Origin of the sequence: Comamonas sp. lk (assembly GCF_900564145.1) — a bacterium.
Taxonomy (GTDB): Bacteria; Pseudomonadota; Gammaproteobacteria; order Burkholderiales; family Burkholderiaceae_C; genus Comamonas.
Genome location: NZ_UOOB01000001.1, coordinates 1,898,693 through 1,924,403, shown reverse-complemented (window position 1 = coordinate 1,924,403; position 25,711 = coordinate 1,898,693). Strand labels below are relative to the sequence as shown.

The 25,711-nt window shown below is 62.1% G+C and carries 23 protein-coding genes; 1 reads left to right on the top strand and 22 read right to left on the bottom strand.

What is annotated here, in order from left to right; translation table 11 throughout:
- Together EAO39_RS08875 and EAO39_RS08870 are read right to left on the bottom strand one after the other, a co-directional pair.
- Entirely contained in the window at window positions 1-375 is a 375-nt protein-coding gene (locus EAO39_RS08875) for a hypothetical protein (protein WP_120967069.1), read from the bottom strand.
- A 103-nt stretch (window positions 376-478) separates the two neighbouring features.
- A complete protein-coding gene (locus EAO39_RS08870; protein WP_120967068.1) occupies window positions 479-1,141 on the bottom strand; it encodes an SOS response-associated peptidase family protein in 663 nt (220 codons plus the stop codon).
- 51 nt (window positions 1,142-1,192) lie between these two features.
- Here EAO39_RS08870 and EAO39_RS08865 point away from each other — a divergent pair, with 51 nt between their 5' ends.
- Entirely contained in the window at window positions 1,193-1,489 is a 297-nt protein-coding gene (locus EAO39_RS08865) for a hypothetical protein (protein ID WP_120970849.1), read from the top strand.
- A 189-nt stretch (window positions 1,490-1,678) separates the two neighbouring features.
- On the opposite strand, the gene EAO39_RS08855 is transcribed toward EAO39_RS08865, so the two are convergent.
- From EAO39_RS08855 to EAO39_RS08760, 20 genes are all read right to left on the bottom strand, one after another.
- The gene (locus EAO39_RS08855) at window positions 1,679-2,239 is read right to left on the bottom strand and encodes a hypothetical protein (protein ID WP_120967066.1); all 561 of its coding nucleotides are present in this window, start codon (window positions 2,237-2,239) and stop codon (window positions 1,679-1,681) included.
- A 74-nt stretch (window positions 2,240-2,313) separates the two neighbouring features.
- Window positions 2,314-2,745, bottom strand: a complete 432-nt coding sequence (locus tag EAO39_RS22825; protein ID WP_205589361.1) for a hypothetical protein — start codon at window positions 2,743-2,745, stop codon at window positions 2,314-2,316.
- Window positions 2,742-3,236 carry a hypothetical protein gene (locus EAO39_RS08845; protein ID WP_120970847.1) on the bottom strand — a complete coding sequence of 165 codons (495 nt, stop codon included), beginning with the start codon at window positions 3,234-3,236 and terminating at the stop codon, window positions 2,742-2,744. The genes EAO39_RS22825 and EAO39_RS08845 overlap by 4 nt, the downstream gene beginning before the upstream one ends.
- Window positions 3,237-3,288: 52 nt before the next feature.
- Window positions 3,289-3,930: an endolysin gene (locus tag EAO39_RS08840; protein ID WP_120967065.1), complete on the bottom strand. Its 642-nt coding sequence runs from the start codon at window positions 3,928-3,930 to the stop codon at window positions 3,289-3,291.
- Window positions 3,927-4,217, bottom strand: a complete 291-nt coding sequence (locus EAO39_RS08835; protein WP_120967064.1) for a hypothetical protein — start codon at window positions 4,215-4,217, stop codon at window positions 3,927-3,929. Before EAO39_RS08835 ends, EAO39_RS08840 begins: the two co-directional genes overlap by 4 nt.
- 50 nt (window positions 4,218-4,267) lie before the next feature.
- Window positions 4,268-4,675 carry a DUF4376 domain-containing protein gene (locus EAO39_RS08830; RefSeq protein WP_120967063.1) on the bottom strand — a complete coding sequence of 136 codons (408 nt, stop codon included), beginning with the start codon at window positions 4,673-4,675 and terminating at the stop codon, window positions 4,268-4,270.
- A complete protein-coding gene (locus EAO39_RS08825) occupies window positions 4,662-5,021 on the bottom strand; it encodes a hypothetical protein (protein ID WP_205589360.1) in 360 nt (119 codons plus the stop codon). The genes EAO39_RS08830 and EAO39_RS08825 overlap by 14 nt, the downstream gene beginning before the upstream one ends.
- A complete protein-coding gene (locus EAO39_RS08820) occupies window positions 5,021-5,926 on the bottom strand; it encodes a hypothetical protein (protein ID WP_162989512.1) in 906 nt (301 codons plus the stop codon). The genes EAO39_RS08825 and EAO39_RS08820 overlap by 1 nt, the downstream gene beginning before the upstream one ends.
- A 262-nt stretch (window positions 5,927-6,188) precedes the next feature.
- Window positions 6,189-6,719, bottom strand: a complete 531-nt coding sequence (locus EAO39_RS08815) for a hypothetical protein (RefSeq protein ID WP_120967061.1) — start codon at window positions 6,717-6,719, stop codon at window positions 6,189-6,191.
- A 3-nt stretch (window positions 6,720-6,722) separates the two neighbouring features.
- Window positions 6,723-7,298 carry a hypothetical protein gene (locus EAO39_RS08810; protein ID WP_240466932.1) on the bottom strand — a complete coding sequence of 192 codons (576 nt, stop codon included), beginning with the start codon at window positions 7,296-7,298 and terminating at the stop codon, window positions 6,723-6,725.
- Window positions 7,288-7,656, bottom strand: a complete 369-nt coding sequence (locus EAO39_RS08805) for a hypothetical protein (protein WP_120967060.1) — start codon at window positions 7,654-7,656, stop codon at window positions 7,288-7,290. Before EAO39_RS08805 ends, EAO39_RS08810 begins: the two co-directional genes overlap by 11 nt.
- Window positions 7,657-7,707: 51 nt before the next feature.
- Window positions 7,708-9,195: a hypothetical protein gene (locus tag EAO39_RS08800; protein WP_120967059.1), complete on the bottom strand. Its 1,488-nt coding sequence runs from the start codon at window positions 9,193-9,195 to the stop codon at window positions 7,708-7,710.
- Window positions 9,195-11,294, bottom strand: coding sequence for a hypothetical protein (locus EAO39_RS08795; protein ID WP_120967058.1), 2,100 nt, complete (start codon window positions 11,292-11,294; stop codon window positions 9,195-9,197). The genes EAO39_RS08800 and EAO39_RS08795 overlap by 1 nt, the downstream gene beginning before the upstream one ends.
- Window positions 11,291-13,513, bottom strand: coding sequence for a hypothetical protein (locus EAO39_RS08790; protein WP_120967057.1), 2,223 nt, complete (start codon window positions 13,511-13,513; stop codon window positions 11,291-11,293). The genes EAO39_RS08795 and EAO39_RS08790 overlap by 4 nt, the downstream gene beginning before the upstream one ends.
- Window positions 13,513-13,959 carry a hypothetical protein gene (locus EAO39_RS08785; protein WP_120967056.1) on the bottom strand — a complete coding sequence of 149 codons (447 nt, stop codon included), beginning with the start codon at window positions 13,957-13,959 and terminating at the stop codon, window positions 13,513-13,515. Before EAO39_RS08785 ends, EAO39_RS08790 begins: the two co-directional genes overlap by 1 nt.
- 10 nt (window positions 13,960-13,969) lie before the next feature.
- Complete coding sequence (locus EAO39_RS08780) at window positions 13,970-14,506, bottom strand: hypothetical protein (protein ID WP_120967055.1); 537 nt, start codon at window positions 14,504-14,506, stop codon at window positions 13,970-13,972.
- A 1-nt stretch (window position 14,507) separates the two neighbouring features.
- The gene (locus EAO39_RS08775; protein ID WP_120967054.1) at window positions 14,508-15,746 is read right to left on the bottom strand and encodes a hypothetical protein; all 1,239 of its coding nucleotides are present in this window, start codon (window positions 15,744-15,746) and stop codon (window positions 14,508-14,510) included.
- Entirely contained in the window at window positions 15,746-17,281 is a 1,536-nt protein-coding gene (locus EAO39_RS08770; RefSeq protein WP_120967053.1) for an Ig-like domain-containing protein, read from the bottom strand. The genes EAO39_RS08775 and EAO39_RS08770 overlap by 1 nt, the downstream gene beginning before the upstream one ends.
- On the bottom strand, window positions 17,278-17,850 hold the full coding sequence (locus tag EAO39_RS08765; RefSeq protein ID WP_120967052.1) for a hypothetical protein: 573 nt from the start codon (window positions 17,848-17,850) through the stop codon (window positions 17,278-17,280). The genes EAO39_RS08770 and EAO39_RS08765 overlap by 4 nt, the downstream gene beginning before the upstream one ends.
- A 53-nt stretch (window positions 17,851-17,903) precedes the next feature.
- Window positions 17,904-25,418 (bottom strand): phosphoribosyltransferase, encoded by a 7,515-nt coding sequence (locus EAO39_RS08760; protein WP_120967051.1) that lies wholly within the window; start codon window positions 25,416-25,418, stop codon window positions 17,904-17,906.
- Window positions 25,419-25,711: the final 293 nt, after the last annotated feature.

The window sequence follows — 25,711 nt, the reverse complement described above, 5'->3', positions numbered from 1 at the left end:
TCAGTCTCCTGCTGCGGGTGCTTCCCGATGAGGGAAGTCCAGTTCCCAAGTAGCTTGATGGAACGAGAGAATTTTGAGGCGCGGGGCCCAATGCGGTTGAGCTTCATGAATTAGCTTCACGTAGCACATCACACCCTCAACCATCTGACCAAACACCCAACAACTCTGTCCGGGCTTGTCCCTGTCTGGCACCGGCCCCTCACAGAAGTCTGTGGCGCACAAGAACTTCAACCCTTGAACAGCGGCACTCTTTGTAAGACCGAACTGTTCTAGAGCTTTCAGATTCGCATCACGTTCTACGAACACCCAATCTCGGGCATCAATTCTGCGATTGGTCTCTGCCAAAAACGCATCAACTTCTTCAACACTACTCACACTCCCCTCCTATTATAGCGAACGATATAATTTTCATCAGCGGCATATCAATTGATATATTTTCGATGTTTTTCCGGGTTCAATTTGGAAGCCAATGTACCCGCTAGCGGAGTGCCAAAATCGCGGAAAGAGGCGGCATTTTGAGCAACTGCTGCGCCTGATTGACAGTCCCTGTAAGCCACAGATCAACTTCATGCCTCTCTATAGAAATTACGCTGCGCTTGTCCTGCTGGTCCGGCGGCAGCTTGGGATCAGGCTTGTGCATGCGACTCATCAGGGGATGTGAGTCGGCATTGATGGTCAGCATGGTGTAGCTCTCCACGAGCTCACCCATCCCGGGCTCCTTCCAGCGATTCCAGAGCCCGGCCAGCGCCCACGGCGCGCCATCGGCCCGGCGAAATTTCCACCACACGTTTTTACCCGTCTCCCAATTGGGCTCATCAAAGGTCCAGGCCGGGATGATGCAGCGCTGTCCCCTCTTCCACGGATCCTTGAAGCTCGCCTTGCTGGTCAGCTCTTCAGAACGCGCATTGTTGGTGCTGTACTTCAGCGCGCGCTCTTTCGCAAACCAGGGGATCAATCCCCACTGCCCCGCCACGCCCTCAATGCTATATCCGGGGTCATCGACCGCACGCCGCAGAAATGGACCGGGTGCGCGTGGAAAGACTTCCGTTCGCTCATCCCTCCACCAACCAGGAGACTCCCGGCCAATGCGAAAGTGGCGCTCTATCTCAATCTCGGTGGGTGTTTTGTAGCGGTTGCACATGAGCACATGCTAACAAGTCAGGATTTTTTGACACTGTATAAATATACAGATATGAGAGTAAAAATCTTGATCCTACGTGAGCTCGGCCGCCTCAAGGTGCCAATAGGAATCGCCAACAAAGTATCGGGCGAGATTTGGCTGAACCATGAGCGCCCCAATTCGTCCGATGAACGCACAGTGCCCGTGCTGCACATCCTCGACGGGAACTACTCACCCCAAGCTAAGCGACGAAAGCTCTATGAGCCCAAGCTGACCGATGCGGGGGCCGCGTCGCTGAAGTTTTCCGGCCTGGAAAATGTCGATGGTGCTTGGTACGCGCAAGAGTGGCGCTGTGACTTCGACTACTGACAACCACCCCACCTTGTTGCGCACACCTGGGCGATATGGCTTTCCCAATGAGCGAATCCTGCCAGGCAGCGCCAGCGACTACACCATAAAAGAAGCCCACCTGGGCTGGCTGCTGGTTACAGCCGCCCAAGGTGGGCTTGTGTATTTTGGTCCTGGGCCTGTGAGCGTGGCCCGCTCTCCAGCTCATTTTTAGGCCAAGCTGGAGTCACCGCGTTGAGCGCGCGACCCTTGAGTGACTCTCAGGTTTTCTTCCCAGACTCTTGCCACACGAGCGGCACACTCCTGAGCTCCATCCATTGCAGCCTGGATACGCTTATCGCCACGGGATGGGCAATTGGAGCAGCCCTCGTTAGGGCGGCAGGTGCATAGCGCCTTTGTAACAGCTGGGCAATCACTCAGGATGGCGTCAGCCGTCGCCCGGATGAATTCACCAACGCCCTTGCCATCCATGCGGTTTAGCAAGCCAGGGGCCAGCGCATGCACAAGCGACTGCTCCAGATCTTCGCGCTGGCTTCGCTGGCGGTACGGCTCAACGGCATTGACTGAGCCTGACGAGGTGCCCGTCCTGGGCTCAAGCTCATCGCGCAGCGTCTGAAACACCACGTCGATTTTGGTATTTAAGGCGATCACGACAAGGGCCGTGCAAGCAAAAATGAAGCCGGTCAGCGCGCTGCCGCTGGGGTTAGTGTTCACCTTGTAGGCGCAGAACAGTAGGACGGCCAGCACCACGGCGAAGATGGCCGCACTCACCTTGGGGGGGTGGTAAAGGATAGGTTCACGGGATTCTCCAAAATCCGGCAGCCGGCCGGGGCGGGCCGGAAGGCTTAGAAATTGACGATGCGCTCGCTCAGGATGATGGACAGCTCGCGCTGCACGTCCAGTTGACGCTTCATACGGGCGCGCTCGGCATCGGGCAGCTTGCCGAACATCGGATTGAGCTGAATGAACTCGTCCAGCTTGGTGATACGAATGTCCAGCTCTTGCTTTTCATCCAGCACCCGCTGCTGGTGGGGAGGCAGAGTGGAAACGGGCAGCGCCTTGTAGCTGCGCTCGAAAACGTCTTTCGGGCTCCAGCTGATGTAGCCCACATGGCGGGGGCAGTTGGGTTTGCCGCCGTCCTGATACTCGACAAAGTACCCCTCGTCCTTGGGGTTCTCGTCTTCGGGCGTTTCCCAGCCTCTGTACTGGTTGTAAGCGCCGCGAGTCATTGGCATGGCAAGCAAGCGCTTGGTGCCTTCATACAAACGGGGTGTCATTGGCTTTCCTTGGTTTGGGGAATCACTGGCCACGCGGCGCGGCAGGTTGCTGCATCAACTGCGTGGCCATCAGCTCGGATTGCCAGCTCTGCATATCGCTGGCTGCACTGTCCGAATACGCGATTGAGGGTTGAGGCGTACTCGATGAGGGCGGCGGGGGAAGCGTCAGCAAATCGCTGCTCGGCTTCGGACAGTTGCTTGCGCAGGCCGTCACGCTCACGGCGAGCGCGATCAGCAGCAGCCTGCAAAGTGGCTTGCTTGGAAATGGCATCGTTCAGGGCTCCTTGGTACTTGTCGTTGACCGTGCGTTCCACAGCCAGCAGACGGCGGCCGGCGGCGGTGCGCTCATCTGCGATCTGCTCGCGGTACTGGCTGGCCTGCAGTCGCTCGTCGGCCAGGTCGGCGCCCAGGCGAGCTGCCTGGAAGTACCAGGCCAGGGCCGCGCCCATGGCGGCAGCCAGCAGGCCGCTGTAAGCAGTCAGTCGCCCCATGTGAGCGTCCACCAAAACCACGGGTCGTAGAGCATATAAAAGGCAAGCGGATTCATAGGGCTCCCATGCGCCATTCGCGGCAAATCTCGTCGTTGGAATCGCCGCGCAGCTGCAGGCCCGGCAGCACGGTCGATACGCCCTTGACCGTTCCTTTGTTCCAGCGCGGGTTCTCGCGGCAAGCGCCCTGCAGATCCCCGGCATTGGCCTTGCGGCGCATCGTGCTGGTCGAAAAGTTGGCTGCGCCCTTGTTGTGCAGGAAGTCGATGAACGTGCCCTGGGCAAATGCGTCGTAGCTGGCCCAGTACGCAAGCAGGCGCTGGGCTTCGCGCTCTGATTGCAGATACCGTCCCTTTTCCAGCTGATAGCACTCGCCCGGGCTGTACCACTTGCCAGCGATCACGCCGGTGCCAGTAATGCCGTTGCACACCGTCAGGGGCGCGCCCTTGCCCAGCTTGTCGATGTAGGGTGTGCCAATGTGCTTGCCGCTGGATTCATAGAAGTGGCCCAGCACCATGGCCACTTTCACGCCCTGGCTGGTGCCGGGGTCGGCGGCCACGGCCTGCACGTACCGGTCGGCCAGACCTTGCTCGATGGCGGCCTGGTCAGCAGCCAGGTAGGCACCACCGCCGGCGCCAAGCGTCAAGACCAGCGCGGCTAGGCGGCCGGCGAGGAAACGGGGGACTTTGCCACTCATGGACGCCCCCTTTGCTGGGCGCGTTCACGCAGTTGCTGGCGGTTCTGAGCGCGCAAGTAGTCGCGGCGCCACTTCCAGATCAGGTAAGAAGCTTGCAATGCCACAAAAGCGATGGAGGCCAGCACCAGCCAGTCACTGAGCGGCAGACCCGCGAGCCGGAATCCGCCGGCGGTAACCGCCCCAGGCGTGGCGTGATATGCCGCGCTGGCAATGTCCTGTTTTTGCTCGGCACTCAGATGCTGGTGGATGCCCAGCAGCGCCAGCATTGATGCGAGAGCTTTTTTCATACCCCGAAGTTTTCCGGGGTCGGGCTCTTTGGTCGAACCCTAGAGGGGTGTCACATCGGCCAGCCAGCGGTCACGTCATAGGCTTGCACGGCCGCCAGATCCAGCAACGCATCAACTGCCTCGTGGTGGGCACGCTCTACGGTGAACGACGCCTGCACATGCAATGCGATGGCGCAAGCGATGGCCTCCACCTTAACCACTGAAATCGTCACCCAGGCGCCGGCCGCTTTGAAATCCACCATCTCCAACCCTGAGCGCCGCGCATTGGCCACCACCGTGGTGATGCGATTCTGGTCCTCAATGCCTGTGAGCACTCGCATGCCGTTGAGCATGATGCCGCCGGTTTCACACTCCCAGCGCCGCGCCGTGGCCTGGGCCTTCATCGCATCCTTGGCGGCCTGCAGCTGCTCGGCTGCCGTGGGCGCGGCCTTGCGCTGCGTCCAATCAATATTGCTCATGGGGTTCCTCTACGGGCAGTTGCGGCAGCGATGGGAGAGCAGGCACGACATGCCCGCTCGGTGGCAGATCCACCGGCCCGTCTTGCGTGACGGTTATGGGAACGGGAAAACGCGCGGCTTCGTCGGCCTCTGGACCATGGGGAAGCACCAAAGTCACATGCAGCACGCCGCCCTCGCGCTTCACATCACCGGAAAACCAGGGGGAATCAATGGCAGCACGCGGCAGGGTTTCACCATCCTGCAGCTGTGAAAAATCAAACAACTCTTCATTAATCAAAAGAGCATTTCCATTTACTGCGACAGCCAGGTGGTTATCGCTGCGCACAGGGCTTAAATTGATAATCATCACTTCCACCTTCCGATTGCCGTAATACAAACGGTAGCGACGCCCTGACTAAAGGAATACAAAGAAATTGAAGTAGCAGTTTTGGTGATTCCTACGGACCCCAAGGCGGTCCATGCCAATCCAATGCCCGTTGACTCGCTGTGGCTGACTGAAGGTATCGCCGCAAATGCAGCCGGGAATGTCCAATTTTGCGAGTTTGAACGAAAGAGACTTGCTACAGGAGTAGCGTTAGCTGCGGCAATCCCTGAGAGGGTATGTGTACAGATCATTGTTCCATCAGGAAGCTTCACATACTCACCATTAGCATTGCTTCCACGCTCCGATTTACCAATAACATTTACTCTCCAAGTACCGGAGGCAATGTCATTCAGCGTTCCTGAAATAACGGTCAAATCGGCAGTGCTATAACTTGAAATCAATAACGAGAAGGTATCACCAGTTACAGAAAGGAATCCAGCGCTTTCTGGCGGGATATTTGGAAGCTCTACTATCGAAACGTAGTGGCGATAATATCCGGGACCAAGGGCAACAATCTTTTGCAAGTAATCCTTGGTTGAGGTCGCATCAGTGATGATCTTGACCCGCAAAGCAGCGTCTAGTCGGCCCTCCAGCCCCTCCACAGTTGCAATGGCTTGCGCTCCTGTGTGCTTACTTCTGTCGTTGCTTGCTCCGTCCGCGATGTTGGCCAGCTTCACGCGCTCTGAGTTTGTGAAGTTGTTATCACTCAGCACCTTGGGGCCATCTTTGTCCACCTTTGCGTTGGCCTGAGCTTGCAACTTTCCAAGCGCCTGCAGCACCGTATCGGCTGGCGTAATGCCGGCGTTATTGCTGGTGACCAACCCTTGCAGCAGCACCTGCAGTGCATTGCCCAACGTGTCCGCTGGCAAGGTATCGCCGGCGGGCATCTCTTGCAGCCTCGGAGTGGCGGTATCTGCGCGAAGAACGAGTGGGCGGCGGACTGTCATTACAAAGGAACCTCAACAATTTCACCTGAAGACTGGTACACGGGAAGCGCGCTCCCGCTCGCTTTGGCACTCAGGTCAATCAATACAGCTGCCACATCCGTCTGAAACACCGGCAGTCGCTGCATCACACCTGCCAGCACGTCCCCAGCAGGTAGCTGCTGATTTCTGCCATTGACTCGGACGATGGGCTTTCGCGTCGCCATCAGAGAACCACAAACCCGATATCGTCTGTCACCAGCTCGGTCGCGCTCTTGGCCACGCCCAGCTCTTGGCAAATCTTGCCTACATTGGCGGTATCTGTCGGGTCCAGCGCAGCGGAAATCACCCCGCCTGCCGTACCCAGCCAATAGCGCGCGCCCGGTGTCAGCCCGGTCATCGCTGTATTGGTTGTATCCAGAGGGTAAACCGTAGCTTGCGCAGCATTCGCCACAGCATCCTTGACATAGCCATCCGCCTGACGGGCGTTGCTGTTGTCAGCAAGGCGCACGTTCATCGCGCCCGCATTGCTGTAGAAATTGACAAACTTGCCCGCGCCAATGGCCTCGCTAGCGGGAACGATGATCGTGTTGGCACCAATGCCCACAGGCATCAGGCTCGCATCCAGCCTGCCATCCGAGCCGGTCGCAACCAGCTTGCCTGCATCCGCCGCGCCGGCTGATGCCGCCAAACCAAAAATCTGTCTGGTCTTGCCCGACACGCGGGCCAAAAATCCTTGGGTAGCCTGAGTTGCCATGACTCACTCCAGTTCTATAGGGTCTTGAAAATTGAGAAGAAGGCGGCTCGCAGTGAGCGCCATGCCGATCAGAACGTCATAGCCGGCTTTCGGCGGCTCCTGCGTCAGGCGGCCCTGCCTGCCCAGGAAAACGCGCTTGCCGGGCTGCAGCTGCCAAGCCGCGTCATCGATGTGGCCCAAGCGCTGAACATTGATGGGCTGGCCGCCGGCGGCCGCGCTCACCGTCACGCCCAGCAGCGCCAGCACATCGCGCTCCACATCGGGGTCAGCCGGCCAGACAGCGCCGTTCAAGTCTTCATAGACCACCAGCAGCGCGCTGGTGTCCATGCCTGCCGTGCGCTGCAGCACCTGCCCGCCGGCTGGGCCCGGGATGCCAGGTGGGCCTTGGATGCCTTCAGTCACCACAACGAATTCCTGCTGAATTTCCGTCACAGCTTCCACGGTTCGGACTTCAACCACTTCTGGGTTCTTGGCTGTTTCAACTACTTCGTGGCTACTCTTTGTCTCCAGCACCACCAAGACTTCCACCTGCTCCTGAAGCAAGTTCGTGGATTCAATTACCAAAATATCAGTTGTCACGCGTCACCCCCTTGGAGACCGTCACTCCACCTTCCAAGAAGCGCGTAACCTGACCATTAGGAAAAATGATTTCCAAGTCATAAACACCAGACTCCCATTGAAAGGCTGCTGTCGTCGCGGCATCAATGGTGATATGAATTTCCCCTGATGGACCGCCCAGCACAATGCGGCCGTTCTCGGTCGTCATTTCCAACAGGACATCAGGGCTATCAATATCAGAGCGCACCTGCGCACGCGCCCTGCAACCCGTTAGATCAACGGGCGCCAGGGTCGCTTTGGTCGCGCCAGTACGCCAAATAACGCGGTCAACGAACGTGGCGCCCTGATTGATTTGAAGTTTGACTTTGTGGGCAGGCATGAGCGGCAGTGTCTAGTCCTGCCGCCCAACTGTCGAACCCTAGCGGGGGCACTACTGCGAGTCTTTGCGCTCGCTCACATTCCAGCTGGCCTGGTAAGTGCTGTTGAGCTGCATATTGTTCAGCGCGGCACTGGCCTGCTGGGCATAGGTCTTGAGCAGTTCCATCGCCTGATCCACCTTGAGCTTGGCTACTGTCAGCGCGCGATTGACTTCCACCTCATCAATTTTGATAGCTGTATCCGCAGTCTTTCCAAGCACTTCAGCCTTGAGGCCGGATGCTCGAATGGCAGACTCGTAATAGCGCATGAGCGAGTCAGAGGTGGTCTTGTACACGTCCAGCTCAGTGCCAGTGCGCGCCCGGAAGGACTCGATGGCCGTGGTGAAGCGGTTGCGATCTTGCTCCAGTGCCGCACGCAGCACTTCGATCTGGGTGCTGTTGGAGGTCTTCACATCCTCCAGATTGGCATCGGTGGCGGCCTTGAAAAGATCCAGATTGAAACCGTTTTCTGTACGGAACACATCGGTGGCCACGCCGGCCTGGGCCCGGTACAGGTCGGCTTTGATGCCGGCCACCTTGCCCCGGTTGTCCAACATGGAAGTGATCCAGGTGCCCGCGTACTGGGGGCTGAGCATCATGGCCTTCATATAGTCGGTCGCCTGGCTCAACGCCTGATTGCGCAGGCTCAGCATCTGCTCCACCGCAAAACGAGCATTCTCCACATGGATCTCGGTGACCTTGATGGCAATCTCGCGGCTGCTGGTGCTGAGCTGGTCGTGGGCATCGCGTCGGATCGCGGCCACCTGGCCCACCATGGCGCCGGGCGGGATGCTGTAGCCTTTGGCGGCCCAGCTGTTGATGGCTGTGGCCACCTGGCGGCCCGTCTCCTTGCCCACCCGCGCGCGGTCGCGCTCCCAGATTTGGGCCTCGATGTGAATGGGGAGGCCCGTGCCATTGGCGCGGATGGCATCCACCAGCCACTGCATGGCGGCCTCCACCTCGCCGCTTTCGGGCAAAAACCGGGTAGTGAAGTCGTCAAACGCATTGCCTACCAGCGCCAGCAGCTGATCGCGCTCGCTCACAAACAGGTTGCGAAACTCGTTGAGCGACAAGTCCATGCCCTCGTCCACCACCGGCGCAGCGCCAATCTCCATCAGCGCGCGCAGTGCCGGCAAGTCGGGCAGATCGGTGAAGCGCGCATTCACCGCGGGCAGCGCGGCCGGCGTGTAATCCAGCGGCTGCAGCGATGGCGCCACCGGCAAGGTGGGAGCCTCTGGCGTGGTCAGGTTGTCCATGCGCGCCAGGATGCTGTCCAGCCGCGAGCGATTGAGCGGTGCGGCGTCAACCTCATCGAGCTGCTTGAGCAGGCCGCCGAGCAGCGCCCGGCTCTGCTCGTCCTTGTTGTTGATCAGGCCGACCAGCAACTGCCAGATGGCCACCATCACGCCTTCCGTGAAATAGCCCTGGCCGCTGTTGTCGTTCTCGCGGATCGACGGCACGCTGATGGGGCGGTCAATGAGGGTGTCTGAAAGGTTGCTCATTAGATTCTCCGTTTGCTCTCGGTCAGATTGAAGTCCAGGCCGCCCAGCTCAAACGCCGCGCCCTCATCGTTGCGAATTTCCAGCCCGAAGAAGTGCGCCCGCAGGCCGCGCCCCAGGTCAAAGCGCTGGGTCCGTTTGACTGGATCGGCGCCGCGTGACGGGTAGGTGTAGGTCTTGCCATCATGCATGGTCACCAGCAGCTGCAGCGGCTGGGCCGCATTGGTTTGCGCATAGGCATTGGCCAGCGCCTTGAGGTGATCGCTGTCAAAGTTGCGCTGGCCCAGGTCGATATGCACCTCGATGGGCTGGCCGGCATCGTCCTCGCCCTCCAGCGCAAACAAGCCTTGCTCGCCGGCGCCGAAGTAATTGCCGCCGATATTGGCGAAACTGTTGAAGTTATAGCTATCATAAGTAGAGCTACCTTCGCTTGCTGCGCCTGTGTCTCGCACAGAAAACACTCCGATTGGGGCATTGAACGGTGCAGAGGGCGCCGCCACCCCGATCACCTCCCGCAGCCAGGCCGTCAGCAGTTGCTCCGCACTCAGCCCAGCATGGGCAGCGATACGCTCAATCAGTCGCCCGTCCTTGAGCACGCCCCCGTCCAGCACGGCATGGCCGGTCAGCACCTCGCGCAGATCCACATCCACCAGCATCAGCGCAGTCAGACGGGAGCCGCCCACCAGCGCCTCCACCAGGGCCGCATCCACCAACACCCCGCCTGCGGCAGGAGCCTTGACGCGCAAGCGCTCCTTGATGGTGATGGATTGCAGCCGAGAACCTGCATGGCGGGAATTCATGGTCAGGCGTTGACGCTGCGTGACCGGCCGGCGCAAGCTGGCCTGCATCGAGGCCCGCACGCCCTGGGGCACATGCAGAATCCGGCCTGGCAGCGAATCCACGTCGATGCGCGCCCACATCAGCAGAGCCTCATCGATCCCGGGCGGGCGGCTGATGTTGTCGCTGTAGCCGTAAGCGTGCAGCGACAGCGAAGCCTGGCCAAAGCCGCTGCCTTCGGGGTAGCCCACGCCCTGGGCCACCAGGCGCAGAGCCGTGCCACCGCCGCCGGTGCTGCCCTGCATGCCGTAGCCGTAACTCACCAAGGACAGCTTCAGCGCGGCCGCACCGCTCGAGCTGCGATCCGTGCCACTGGCGCGCAGCGCACCCAGCACCGTGCGGGAGCCGTGATTCCAAGAACTTACGGCCAAATGAAGCCGCGCCGTGCCCCTGGCCTGCACCTCAACATCGCCGCCACGCTGACCCAGATGCAGCGTCATCGCACCGCTGCCATCGTTCAGGGCTGACTGCAGGGCCGGGGCATCCACCTCATCGCGTGCGTTGAGCATGGCGGCGGCCAGCATCACCGTCTCGCCGCCGAGAGCGCTCACACCGCGCGCCACCGGCACATCGTTCACGTAATAAGTGACCGAGCCGCCGGTGGCGTCCACGCGCAATACAGCCTCCGGGGTCCATGCGGGCATGGGTGACAGCTCTTGCATATCCCCGCTGCGGCCGTCCCCGGCCTCGGGCCGGTTCCAGATGGCCAAGGTATCGCCGGACACCCAAAAACCATGCGCGATGCGCAGGCGGCCGTCTTCTTGCTCCACCCGATTGAAGGCCTTGGTCAGGCCGCACACCACCCCCACGGCTCGCACCGGTACCGAAAATTTCCCGGTCACCGCCCCCCGCAGTGTTTTGATCGAGTGCGCACCGGCATCCCAGCTATCGCTGGCCGCCACGGCCTGCCAATATCCGGGCGTCACCAGCACCTTGACCTCGCTGTAGTGCACGGAGCTGGTACCCGATGGCACCAGAACCTCCACCTTCACCCAGAAACCGCGCAGCCCTGCGGGCGAGCTGTCCGTATAGGCCGCCGACCAAGTCTCACGGGTCGAGCCCACCACGCGGATATGGTTGAAAACGATGTGCCGGCCGTCCATCCAGGCGTAGCTCATGCCGGACGGCAGCGCGGAGCGAAACTCCCTGCGCACCGAGCCCACCACCAAGGGCGCCAGCACTTCCACCGCCTGCAACTGAGTGCGGTAGACCGGCGCCACAAATACCGACTCGCTGTAGTCGAGCTTGCTTAAAAGGTTTGTCATTGGTTTTTCTCCAGCGCTCCAGGCAAGGCAGGCCAGATCCAGGCGCGGTAATCCTCACTCTGGGCATCCCCCAGGTAAATCAAGGCGGGGGCTGGCCTGAAGCCGCCAAACTCCCATGCATACGGGTCAAACACCACCGGCATGAAAGCCTCGGCAGGCAGGCTGCTGTGGCGCTTGAGCGTCCAGGCCGTGGACCACTGACCATTGCTCTGCAGCTGGGACTTGATCGTCTTCGTGACCTGCAGCGTCACCCCATCCAGCTGAGGCACCACCATGGCCAGCTGCGCCAACCTCCCACCAAGCTCCTTGCCGCGCGCCTGGGTCAGGCACCAGCCCAGGTAGGCGCGCCCCGGCAAGACAGGCGCCCAATTGCGGTAATGCAACCGCATGGCTTGCGGGTCACCGGCCGTCGATGCACAGCGCTCGGCATAGGCCATGGCATCGGCAAACGGCAGAGCCTGCGCAGGCAGCACATACTTGGCCCAGGTGGCTCCGCCATCGTCGGACTGCAGCGCGAACGTCTCCAGTTCCTTGAACACCAAAAGCTCGGGCGGATAGTCGCCTCCCAGGCTCCACTCGGGGAATGTCACCTCAATGGTGCGGGCCAGTAACGCCAGGCTGCCCTCTCCCATGCAGGCCAGCCGCGCCGTATGCGCCCCCACGTCCGCATTGAGCAGCACGTTGTAGCGGTAGGTCCCGGGCGGGCAATTGCTGGTGTCCGACCCGGCGAAGGTCGCGGGCCAGTCGCCAAAGCGCAGCTGATATGCGTCCAGCGTCGTGAGCCGCGTCAGCCCACCGGTGGCATCGCCCTTGAACAGCGTCATAAAGCTCATGCGCTGCGCGTGGCCGGCCGAGATCCAGCGGCTGTTGAGCCCAGTGCCGTTGTTCATGGATGTCAGCTGATCCAGGGCAAAGCCCGCCGTCTCGTCAAAGGCAGCAGAGGGAACATCCCCCGACAGGCGCTGGTTCATCGCCGCCACGCTCAGCACAAAGCCGCCTCGGTCGTCCAGAGCCAGCAGCTGCACGCGCAGCGGTGGATAGGTGCAAGAGCCATCGGCGCGGGCATGGGCCAGCTCACGCAGCAAGGGCTGGGGCGTGATCTGCCACGTTGCACCAAAGTCGCGGCTGATCAGCATGCAGGGGTCGAAGCCCGCCGCCACGCAGTGTGCCCCGATAGTCGCGCCCCCGGCCGTCAGTGCATGCTCGGTGTGAGGGATCAGCAGCGCAGCCAGCATGCCGCGCCCCAGGCTGAACATGCCGGGGGCAGATACATCGCACTCGGCCAGGCCTACCCAGGGGCGGTTGTCGCTGCCCGGGTGGCGCGGCAAGTCCGGCCAGGCATGCACCGCGGCGCGCGTGCCCGTGCAGTACACATAGCAAGACAGGCTGCTATTGCCCATGTGGCGCAGGCTCAGACCGAACACCGCGAAGGCATAGCGGTGTGCCGAATCCATCCAGCCCAGCGGCACCACGCTGACCTTGGCGCCCACATAGGCGAAGTCTCCGGCCGCATTGGCCGTGCACTGCCACAGATCCTCGCACTCCTGCAGGTAATAGTTCGCCCCGAAAGCATCGCTGAGCCGATCACCGGGCGCGTCCGGCAGGCCCCGATCCCCATCGTTGGCCTTGTGAAACCGCAGCGAGCCGCCGCGAATATGCTTTTGCCGGGTGATCGTGTTCAGGTAAGGGCCGCTGAAATTGCTCTTGTGCATCAGCGCCACGCGCGGGCGGTTGAGGTTGGGGGCCTGGTCGTCATAGTCAGGCAGCACATTGCCCAGCCCGGCCGCATGACCCACCGACACAAAATAGCCATCACCCACCGACACCAAGCGGCCCATCTGCTGCGTGCCCTGCGGGTACTGCCACAGCTGGGACTGGGGACCCGTCCCGGGCAATTCATCGCCGGTTTCTCCCCGGCTGAGCGTCATGCCGTACAAGCGGCGCAGGTGATAGGCCATGCCCGCAGGCTCTGGATTGATGTTGGCCGCGCAGTTGGCCACCTGCTCGGGCGTGAACCGCACTGCCGTCAGCAGCTCGATGGGCAAATCATCGGTCTGGCTTGGCGGCGCACGCTTGGCCGTGATGCCATATGGGGTCACCGTGATGGTGTCGTCACCGCGCTTGGTGGTGCTGTACGGCGTTGGGCGATCCTTGAAGAACTCATTGCCGCGAACAAAGCTGCCCGCAGCGCCGCCCTGGGTGCTGGGCAGCTTGTTCATCAGGTGGCCGATTCCACAATATTGATCACATAGTCCTTGAGATCCTGTGGGGCCGAAGTCACCAGATTGATGCTGGCCAGATTCACATCGGCGCCCACCTGGGCCACCGAGCCCTGGATACGCACGGCCGTGGTGTTGGTGTCGTCAAGATCGCCGCCTTTGACCAGGCGGTAAAACGTCGCCTGCCCTGTGGCTGCCACCGTCCCCTGCCAGGTATCCATGGCGGGCTTGCTCAGCACCGCGCCGACCATTTCCAGATTCAGACCCGTGGTGCCGCCGGTCTTGAGAGCCACCAGCAGCGTGGCCGAACCCACACCGGCATCCGCGCTGGCCGGTACCGCGCCCGAGTAAATGCGCAGCTCACAGTCGCCGCTACCCGTCAGGGCTGACGCAAGGCCCGGGCTGGACAGCATGGCAATGGCCGCAGCCGTAGAAATCTTGTTCATCGCTCTCTCCTTATTCCGAAGCAGAAACCAGCTCAAAGGCCGCAGTCACCCGCAGCGTGTCGCCGGCGGTCACATCCTTGGCCGCCGCAAAGCGCGCCGCAGAAATCAGCACACCGGTACCACTGCCGCGCGTGGGGCTGGATGCCATAAAGGCGCCATAGATGCGCTTGGCCTCGGTAAAGGTGAACTCGGCGCGGGCGGCCATGTTGTCCACGGCACCGGCCGCAATCGCGCCGGGCGTGAAGGCCGGGCGCGTGGTCGGGATGTAGGCCACCGATTCGCCCAGCGTGGCCACCACGGTCGAGGCCTTGAGGTCGTCGCCCGGGTAGCTGTTGTTCTCAAATACACCCAAGAACCAGCTGGCCACCGGCGCCACGCTCTTGAAGGTCACGCCCAGCATGTGGTTGCGGCCCTCGGCGGGCATCAGGTTTTCAACCTCTTCGCAGCTCAAGACCTGGCCGCCGCGCAGGTGCTCAATGCGGTAGGTCACGCCGGTATGGGTGCGCGAGCCCAGGGAGAGCGGCGCGATGGTTTGGAGTTGGGACATATCAGTACCTCACGATTTCTGCATCCATGGATGCGTGGACAGCCCCACGGGCCAGGCCCGGGGACTGGGTTGCCGCGATCACATGGCGCTGCCCGCCGCGCTCACGCAAATAAGTGGCGGCACGGGTGCCACCCTCGATTACTAGGTTGTCTTCCTGCACATTCACCACCTGGCCGGCGCTGTTGGCGCGCACCAGGCCGCAGTCGCTCATCCAGAACACGGTTTCCGGGCTCTTGGGGTGCTGGCTGTCGGAAGCTGGCAAGGCGCCATAGGGCAGCACCTCCTGCATGTCGGCCAGGGACAGGTCGCCGGCAAACCAATAGGTCCGCCCGGCCGCCACATACACGCCTTGGCCGCAGGGGCGCACCATGGTGATGGGTGCATCAAAGGCCACGTAGCCGGACACCGGGTCGGCCAGCAGCGGGGCAAAAGCAGGGCTGTAGAACAGCAAGTTGTCGCGGGCGCACAGCATGCGGCTCTTGTGGGCGCGCAGGATCTGGCCGGCGGGCAAAGGCATCAGGCCCATGGTCTCCGCCAGAGCGCCGGTATCGGCCTGGATGGTGATCAACGCCGCGCCGCCAAACTCGGCCATTTCTGCGCGGTGAAACATCGAGCCATTGGGGCCGGTCATATAGCAACGCAGCTCCATGCCCGGCGGCACCAGCGGCAAGCCGCTCATATAGATAGAGCCCTGCCCCTGCTGGGACTCGGCCACCTCCACCAGCACCGGCTCGGTCGCGGCCGACTCCCCCATGGGGCCGAACACCGTGAACACCAGCAGGTAGCGGCCTGCATCCAGACTGCCCTCGCCGCGCGCCTGCACCTCGGGCTCCTGGCTGGGGGTCGGGGTCAACTCCAGCGCCTGCGCATCGCGCAGAGCACCTAGGCGCAGGCCGTCGCTGAAATACACCACGCCATTGAGCCGGGTGAAAGACACCGGCCGATGGGGCACCATGCCGCCCTGCACCACGCGCACCCCGCCCCGGGCATCCAGCGCCAGCAGCTCGGTACCGCGCACGGCATAGCCCGTGGGGCCGCCATCGCCCCAAAGGGAATGCACGGGATCGGGCGCCAGCAGCGTTGTGCCCGCACGGCGGCGCAAAATGCCGCCGTCCACGATGTCCACATTCACCGCGCCTTTGAGCAGATCGATCGTGCTGCGCTCGATACGCACGGACAGATCGGTTTCATCGCGGCGGTTGTTGATCCCCAGAGGGAAGGGGCCGAGCTTGGTACGCATCACGGCACCTCCTTGGTCTTGAGAAATGCCGTCCAGAACTGAGCTTGCACTGGCTCCAATTCCTCCTGATACCAGGCCAAGCCCCCGTACATTCCCCCGCCAACCTTTGGAGAAACGGAAATCACAAGGCGGTTGGGCAGCGGCTCGTCATCCGCAGTGGTCGCGGTGACTTCGTGGAGGCCGGGGTTGTCCACACTCAGGTCGATGTAGCCGACACCGTTGTCCACGTAGGGGTAGTCCACGAATGGACCGCCGCCGCCCAACGGGTAGAACAGGTGTGTTACCCGCAGACTGAGGCTGGCGCTCGGGGCTGTACTGAAGGCAGCAGAACCACCGATGAAACCAGAGAGCGAATCCCCGTTTTCGTCGATGTAGGGGACGATAGCCCCAGCGTTTTGCTGGAGGTACGGCTCCATCGATGGGGGGGTGCCGGGGTAGCTTGAGCCCCAGGCCAGCGCCAGCTCACCAGGCTCGGTGGGTTGCTCCGGCTTTTCTCCGATCACCACGGTGACGGTGGCCGGTTCGGAAAATGCACCTGCAGCGTTGGCGACTTGGTAGGTAAAGTAGTCCGTACCTGACTCACCGGGGAGCGGCGCGTAAACGATGTCACCCTCGACTACGGCGGTTGCCGTGCCCTTGACCCCCTGCATGGCGATGGTCACCGAAGAGCGGTCCATCGTGCCGTCCGAATCCACGTCATTGTCCAGCACGGGGATGAGGACGTTGGTTTCGTAGGGCGTACTCGCGCTATCGGGGTTAGCGACTGGAGCGACACTGGCCCCCGCCTCAATGGTGACGGTGACCGCAGCCGGCGCCGAGAGTGCATCCGAGTTGTCGTAGCACTGGTAGTAAAACGTATCCACACCGGTGGCGCCGGTGTACGGGGCATAGGTGACCGTCCCGTCAACGTTCACAGAGGCGAGGCCCTTGCTTCCCTGGCTGGAGATTACGACTCCATACATGCCACCAGGGATCGTGCCGTCCGAGTCCGTGTCGTTGGCCAGTACATCGATAACCACCGGCGTATCGGCAGCGGTGGTGGCCGAATCAGGGTTGGCGGTTGGAGGCTCATTCGGCGGGGTGGTTTCGGGCAACGTGTCGGGCACCGCTTCCCACTGAAACAGCGACAGCGCCGGCCCACCTTCTGCACCGACTGCATTTTTCTCCATGACCAGAATCAAGCGGGTCAGGACAGTCTCGCCAGGAAAATAAGACTCGTCGTAGTTGAACGTGACCTCAAAACGGCCCGGCTGGTTCCAAACCACATTCAGATAGCCGCTGTAATAAGAGGAGCCAGGCTGTTTGCGCGGCTCCAGCAACTCCACGTCCTGCCCTTCACCCAGGCCATCCGGGAAGAACTTGCACAGAACATAAAACGGCTGATCTGGAATCGTCAGCCCAAAATAGACTTTTCCGGTGAAAAACTCTTTACCGCTCTCGGCGCCGAAGGAGCCAGCATTACCCTCTTGGTAAGGCTCCTGCTGCGGGCCAGTGAATGCGACGTTCTGGGTACCCCAGGCAAGAGTAAACGTCATGCCGCGCCCCCATGGCACCAGCGTTGGGCGCGTACCTGGGCAGCGATCATCTGGGGCCAATGGCTGATGCCCGTCAATGTCCGATTCCAGACATAGCCAACACGCGGCACATAGGCCGCGCCCCCTTTGGCAATTTCCATGTACAGGGGTTGCTCCACCGAGAAATCCATTGCGCGCGGCAGGCGCTGGGCGGCAGAGACGGCATCGGCCGTGCGCATCAGCGCCAGGTGATGTACCAGCATGGGTGCCTGCTTGTGGCGCTCCAAACTGTAGGGCTCGGACTGGCGAACGGCAGAGCAGCCGCGATAGTTCACCAGCTCATCGGTATAGGCCAACGGCAGATGGTGGTCGGCGCACTCCTGCAGCACCTCCATGTAATCCGCTGGCAGCGCATCGTCATCATCAAGGTAGAAGCAAAACGGCGTGGTGACGCGACTTAGCACCTGCAGGCGCAAGTCATAGAGTTGCTTTACCGATCCAATTTGCTGCACGCTCGGCAGCACCACCACCCCAGGAAAATGCAGGGTGACAGGCTTGGCAGACAGAACAATGGCCGTAAAAAGAGACATGGCCAGGAGTTTTGCCCGGCCATGAATTGGAGTCGAACCCTAGAGGGGTGCCGTCAGCTCAGTGAACGAGCCTGCTCACGCATTTGCTCGCGCAACGCCTTGGGCGCCATGTCCGCAATACGCTGGGCGCGGTCCTTGCCCATCTCGCGCACCTTCTCCCACACATCCGGCTGGCGTACCACCATGGGTTGATCCGGGTTGTCGCGGTTCCATTTGGCCAGGCGCTCGCGCACCCGCTGCAGCGCCGCCTCATCCTTGCGAAATAGCGCATCTGCCCACTGCGCTTTAATCTCCGCGCTATTGAGTTTGTAAAAACTCTCGCTGCGCTTCCTGTAGCCGGTCGCCTCGCTGTCTTCAGCCACAGACTTTGGCTGAAAGCCAATGAACTTGGCCGCCGCCTCCGCCAGCGTGGCATCGATTACCTTGTAGCCCTTGGAATCCTTGTACATGCCGCTGGCTGCCATATCTCCGCCCTTGAAGGCATTGCGCACTGCCGTGGGCGTCCACTCCAGCACTCCTTTGCCGGCGGTTGCCACATCGCCGTTCAGCATCCCCTTGATCACATCGCGCGCACCGCCAAAGCCGCGCGAGACCAGGTCACCTGCCGGACCCACAATCTCCGTCAGATCGCGCTCGCGGTTGGGCTTTTCCAGGAACAGGCCGGTACCGGGAATCAGGTTGCCCATGCCCAGGCGCCCGGACACATCGACTGGCGCGCCCGGCAGGCCCGAGATACCTTGCTCCATGAAATCGGCCAGCTCCTTGCCAACGGCACCGGCCAGAAACTCTTTGCGCCACTGCTTGGAACTGATGTTGTAGCCGGCCAGCTGGCCCATGCCATCAATCAAATCCTCTGCATCCTCCATGAATGGCACGCCGCCGGCACCGCTCATCAGAACCAGCATGGCCAACGCCCAACCCACGGCGCGGCGGCCAGCTGCTCGCTCTGGGCTTCCTGCTGGCCCTTGGTTCCACATGCGCTGCATCAGCTCCAGATAGGACACGCTATACGTCTTAAACGTAAAAAGTGTGCCGCCCACGGCACCGCGCGCCCACTTGGGTTTGTTGGCCTTGCTATAGACAAACTGCGTTTCCAACACCGCCTTGCGTGCAAAGCCTGCCGGATCGGCCATGCCCTGCTCCTTGGCAATGCGGTAAGACGCAATGAACGTGCTGCGGCGGTTGAACTGCTCGGCCAGCGCGAAGGGTTGGCCCCACAGCACCTTACCCTGCTCCCACTTGTTGGCTGCATTGGCGCGCAGGTTGCCGGCCTTGGTGCCGTCACCCGAGCGCAGCATGCCGTTGCCACGCGCCTGGGCCATCAGCGCATGGATTTCCTGCGGTGACACCGTGCCATCATCCTCGGCAGCCTTGAGCGCCTTGGCAAGGTCAGGTTCGTACTGGAAGCTCTTGTCAGCGACAGACCTGCCCATATCCTTGAGCGCACGCGCCATCTGGCCAGCGGCCTTGCGCATACCGCCATACTGGCTCAGCCAGGGCATGGTGATCTGGAATGGCTGGGTCATGTTGACGAATGCCGAAGCCAGTGAGCCGCCCAGGTACTGAGCAAACAGCATGCCGCGCACGGCCTGGCCTTCCTCCTGCGGGTCGCGGATGTAATCGCGCAGGCCCATGGCCAGATCCTTGAGCTCGCCCTGATCCTTGGGGATCGCGCCAATGGCCGTTTCCATCTTGCCCGCATTCAGGCCCATGGCACCGGCCCGCGCATTGGAGTACACAAAGTTGGCCACCACGCGGCCCACGTCCTGGCTGAAGCCGGCCACGCCCTTGCGATGAATCAGCCGCTTCATGGCGCTGTGATTGTTCTTGGTCAGCTTCAAGAACTCTTGGAATGCCTTGTCCTGGGCTTCGTTGCCCTCGGACTTCAGGCCCAGCATCTCGCCAAACTGCTCCAGAGTTTCAGGCGTCACGCCAGCAAACAGCTTGTAGGCCTCGGCACTCATGGTGCCGGTGGTGATGGTCGCGCCCTTGAATTCCTGGGCCAGCTGCATCTTGGCCAGGTTGGACTCGCGCGCGGTTTCGTACATGCCGAAGTATTGGCGCTCGCCGGCGGCATCCACCACGTCCACGGTGTAGCGGCCAAAGCGCGACAGGGGAGCGTAGCCGCCCTTTTGCAGATCCACAGCCGTCTCCAGGCGGCGGTTGATCAGCTGCATATAGCCGGCCAGGCGGTCGCGCGCGTCCGGGTCGGCCTTGGCGTCCTGCTCCAGGGTATCCAGCAGCAGCTGGGCGGCAGCCTCCACGGAAGGCTGGGCCAGCACCGCCTCGCGCATGGGCTCGTACTTCTCGCCCACCACGCGCAGCATGTCGGTGCGGGCTGTCATGTCGATGGAGCGATCAATGGCCGCGCGGGCCTCGCGGTACAGGCTGATCTGGTTGGCATTGGCGCCAAACATGGATTGCAGCTCGGCATCGCTCCAGACAATGCCAGCCTTGAGAAATTTGCTCTCAAAACGAGAGTCAATCAGCTTTTCAAACTGCGCCATCGGCAGCCCCTGCCACATGGCCAGCAGCCCAGCATCAATCTTGCCGTGCTTGAGCAGCATGGCCGCCTTGTTGTGCACCGACAGATTGGCGTGGCGCTTTTGCAGATCGTCCACCAGCGTGGGCTTGCCGTTCTCGTCGCGCGCCCAGATCAGCGTGCCCTCAAACAGCGGCTTGGCCACGGCCTTGTTGTCCTCGGCGGAAACCGGCTTTTTCTTGAGGTCGCCCAGAGACTCCACCCGGGGCAGGATGCGCGGCGCCATGTCGGCCGCGTCATTGGCCAGCATGCTCACATCATCGATGTTCTGCTGGGCCGACTCGTACACCGGCTTGAAGGCTGGAGCGCGCTCACCCAGGTGGCGCATGGTGCCCACAGACTTGTCCCAGAGCGAAACCTTGCCCTCATGGGCAAAGGTCTGGCTCAACTGGTCCAGGGCGCTGGTCTTGAGGTCGGCCAGGCGTGTCCGGCTGAAGACCGGGCCGTCTTCTAGTGAGCCTGAGCCAGCATTTCCCGTATTTTCGCCAGCGCGGCTTCGGTGTCCTTCTGCAGAGATTCGATCTCGGAGTCGGTCAGCCGGTTCGTAGCGCGCGAGATAACGGGCTTCCGACTCGGTGAGGGCGTCGAAGCCGTAGCCTGTGGCGGCGCGGAATTCGTTTTCGAGGTCACCATGTTTTTGTCGAAGAGAAGCCAGAGTTGCAGCAGAGGGCTGAATTTTTGCACTGTACTGCTTGCCGGTCAATGCAATGACCCCCGCCACGGTACCGCCCCCTTCCCGAATGTGGCTGGCCAGCGCCGTGAACGTGCCGCCCTGGGTCAGGGTATCGTCCACCAGCAAGTACGGTTTGGCTTCCACCGCGCCAGCAAAGTCCACGGGCGCAAAGATCCGGTCCAGCCCATCCATGCCAGTGCGATGAGCCCGATTTGCCTGCACGATGGCGCCAGTCGTGGATAGCCCAAGTCGCTGTGCCAGCACGCCAGCTGCGGCCACCGGGATTCTGTTGCGTCCTGTCGCTTCCTCAGCCGCCACCGGCACCACCAGCGGCTTGGAATCCCCAATCACAGCCCGCACCTTGGCCACAAGATCAGGCGTCACGATGTCTTGGGCCAGGCGAAAGGCTGCCTCGATGTCGCCGCTCTTGGCTGCTGCATAGTCAGGGTGCGATGAGGCCGCGCCCAGGACGCTGCCGATGATGGCATCAGGCATGCTGGTCGCGCCGGAGCGGCTGAATGCAATATCCTGGTCCGAACCAGCGCCAGCGCCGCGCTCCACCCAGGCCCGTGCCGGCAGGATGTAATTGCGGATCAGCTCGGCGTCGGTCAGGGCCAGCGACTTGAAGCCCGGCACATGGGTGCGCAGCCAGGTGCGAACAGCGGCCACAGCACGACGCACAAAGCCAATCTGGGGCGTGCTCTGCGCCATTTCGGCCAAAACCTCTTCGGCGGCCGTGCGGCGGTCCAGCCTGTTGACTCGACGCAGGCCATACTCTTCGATCTTGGCATCCACTTCTGCCTTACGCATGGCGGCCACCTGATTCAGGATCAGGCCCAGATCCTTGCCGAACAGGCCGCGCAGGCCATGGTGGCCCAAGGCCTCGTGAAACAGCACTCGAGCAGCATCGTTTGGCTTCTTCAACTTGGACGCCATCAGATACACCTTGCCCTGGTAATAGAAGCCTTCCGGGGTGCCCTGGGCACCACCGCTGCGCTGCTTCAAATCGGCGCGGCGCGCGCTCTCTGGCACCACGGTGTCCTGCATGTCAAAGGCCACGATGACTTCGGGACCGTTGGCCCAGGCCTTGCGAACCGCATCAGCCGTACCTTGCACGGCGCGCACAGCCTGTGCGCGGGCAGCTGGTGAGTATCCGGCTGGCTTCACCCTCGCACCAGCCTCGCCACGGGCCTGCAGCGCAGGCTGGCCCTCGTTCATGGTCTTGAGGAAGCTGTCCACGTCAAAGTCCGCGCCCGCCAGCTGCTCAGATTCCTGACGGCGGAAACTCGGTGCCTCTTCCCCGCCCGCAACCCGCTCGGTTGCCCGCGCCGCCATGGCTTCGCGCATCTTCGCCGGCACGCTCTTGGGCTTTTCCGCACGCTTGGATGCCGCGGCTTCATCCTTGGCGGCTTTGGCCTCCTTCATGCGCTGCGGTACCGACTTCGGCGCGGGCGTGGGCTCGTTTGCTGGTGCCACATTCGCGCTGGGCGAGGCCTTCACCGCTGCCAGCGCTTGCTCCACCGGTGCATCCAGCACGATGGCCTTGACCTGCTTGCCTTCCTCGGCTGCCGCGACTGCCTGGTGGTGGCCGTCGATGATGTGGCCATCGCTGGACACAATCACCGAGCGGTCGCCAGCCGCGCTCTTGGCCGCCTCCACCTTGGACGGCGAATACTCGGCCTGGGTGGGCTTGAGCGCTGCCGCGTCCACGGTCTTGGTTTCGTGGGCAATGCCCTGGGCATTCAGGTGCTTGACCATGCCGCCATGGTTGGCTGCGGGCACCTGGGGCATGTCAGCGCGAGGAATGCCCAGCGTGCCGGACTCGGCCGCGAAGAGCTTTTCATCGCCCACCGGCTGCGCGCCCTGTTTGACGGGTGTTTGAGCGGCTGGCGAATTCGCTACAGTTTCAATAGCTTGCGGCGCGCTGTTTACAAGCGGTGCCAACTGATTTCCCGCACCTTTACCGGCCACCGCTGTTTGATTGCCCATGGCATCGGCCAGCTTACCGCGCACCTTCTCCGACAGATCACCCCATGCCCGGCCATGCACATTGGCTTTGGCGATGGCATTCAGGCCTGGTGCCACCTTGGCCAGCGCCTGGCGCTCCACCGTGGTCATCCGCGTCCAGCGTTCGCTGGCATCCAGCTGGCGCTGACGCTCCTGCTCGCGCTCTGCATTCCCATCCCGCGCGATCTGGGCCGCTTTGGCTACGGCCGCGCCTGCAGCTTCAGAGACTTGCGCTTGAGCTTTCGCATCGCGCGTGCCCTGGCTTTGCGCTCCAGGGTTGACAGTCGTGGCGCCACCATCGGCTACACCCTGGGCAGCAGCTTGGCCAGCTTGCGCTGCTCCTGCTTGCGCAGGTTGCGGGCTACCTTGCTGGGCTTGATCGGCTTGAGAGACATTGCTGATTGCTCCTGTTTCAATAGCTGTTAACGTTTTCTGCGCAAGCGCCTGGAGTGCTTTTTCTAGTTTCTTGGTGCGCTTGTGATTGGGGCCGTAGTAGGCAATGGCCTGCTGCAACTCGTCCTCGCTCATGGCGGGAACCTGCTTGGCCAGAATCTGGGTAATGCCGCTCAGCTGGGCAGGGGCTGGCGCGCCAGTGGTCGATGCACCTTGCGCCTGCCCGGCGGCCGACTGCACCTCCATCCTGGTCAGCTGGCTTTGCAGCGCATTGCGCTGAGCCACCATGTCCTTGCTCCAACCCTGGGCCGCGCCCTGCTGCTGCATAAAGGCAATGCGGTCCTTGAGCTCGTCCATCTGGGTCTGCAGGGATACCTCGCCGGTTTCCGGGTCCACGCCGGCGGGCACCTGTGCCGCGGCTTGCTCTAGCACGGGCGCTGGCTCCACAGCAACAGTCGGTGTCTGCAGCACTTGCGATGCACCCGAATCCACCGCCATGGCTGCCGCCTTGGACAGCGCGCCGACATTGGGGTCCAGGCCCATGGCCTGAGAGGGAGTCAGCTCTGGCACGGGAACCTCTGGCGTGACCGAGCCCAGGTCTGCCGTGCCTGGCGCTGCATCGGGGTTGGTAGTGGAATCGCCCACTGGTGCTGGGGTCGCAACTGGCTCCGTCGCCTGCGTCACATCCTCCGGCGTTGCGCCGACATTGCCCTTGCCATCTGCATACAGCGTGGCTTCCTGGCCCATGTCATTGGTTGCGCCCGGCTGTTCGGCAGAAACACCGGATGGCTCGGCCATTGGGTTCGATCCAGCTGCGGCCTCTTGAGCTTGGGCCTGGGCCACATTCCAGCCGCGCACCCACTGTGCCTTGGCCACCACGCTCTTGATCGACTCCGGCGGCGTGCGCGGTTCTCCAGAAGCAAAAGCAGCGGCCCCTTCGCTCTGACGCTGGGCCGCGCCCTTGTGAGCCATGCCCTCCATCGCGCCAAAGCCTCCACCCATGGGGGCAGAGGCCAATCCTTCCAGCGCAGCCTGCCCGGCCACGCCCTGCCAGGTCGGCACATCAAAGCCTTCGCCCTGCAGCGCGGTATTGGAGGCATGCCGTTCCTGCCCGCCCTGCAGCATTTCCATCGGAGCTTCTTTGGCCGCGCCCATTGCAGTGGAGCGCAGCACACCGGGAGCTGCTTTTGCTGCAGCCTCGGCCGCCACGCGCTGGCCAGCTAGGCGCCGCACCGCACTTTCTGCGCCGGTACCGCCAGCTGCCGCGCCCAGCACCCCACCCAGGGCAATACTCCCCGCATTGGGGCCTGTATAGGCTTGGGCTGCATCGGCGCGCTGGCTGGCATCCGCCTCGCTCGCGCCCGCTTCCAGGTGCTTTTGCTTCACGCTTTCGTGGATCTGCCCCTTGATGCCACCCAAGCCTTGCGCCGCGCCCAGCCCCACCTGGGCTGCACGCACGGCTATTGCAGGAACAGCTGCGCCACCAGAAAGGAGGCCGGCGGCTAGAGCAGGCGCAGAAGTTCCTAATGCATTCAGCGTAGTATCGAGTGGGGCATCGGCAAAGCTGCCCGCATAGGCCTTCACCTCCTCCCAGGTGCTGCCCGAATCCTCGGCCGCCTTGATCTTCGCGGCGCGCTCCTGCTTCTTGGCCTTGGTGTAGGGAGAAGCTAGGTCTGTCAGCGCATCCGTGGCCTTGCCCAGCACGCGCGAGGCGGAATTGTCTGCGCCCGCCACATCCGTGAGCATCTTGACGCCCTGGGTGATCCCCGAGCCCAGGGCAATGGCAGAGTCACCAGCACTGCGCAGCAAGCCGGGCGATGGCGCCTCCTTGCCGAACTCCGGGTCGTCAAACGGGTTGGCTGGCGTTTTAGCCGCCGCCTTGGCGCCGGAAGTAGCGGAGGCAAGGGCAGTGGGCGCGCCGAAGTTGGGATCATCAAAGGGGTTCTTGCTCATCCCCCAATGACACCTCACCCCACCTTGCTGGTCGAACCCTAGCCGGTGTACCCTCTGCTTCCAGGCCTCTGCCTAGAGGCTTGTCGCTCATAACAGGCTGATTTTTAAGTGTTTTTATAGGCCACTACTTTACGGCCATATATTAGCGGTGCTATTATTGTGACCGTCACATCTCATTGGCCAGCCAACCATTTCTTGCCATGTCCAAAATCCATGTTGCCAAGTCGGTTCGTGCACGCGCGCTAAAGCACGCACCAGGCCACTACTCCTTGGGTGCCGCAAAAAATGCAGCG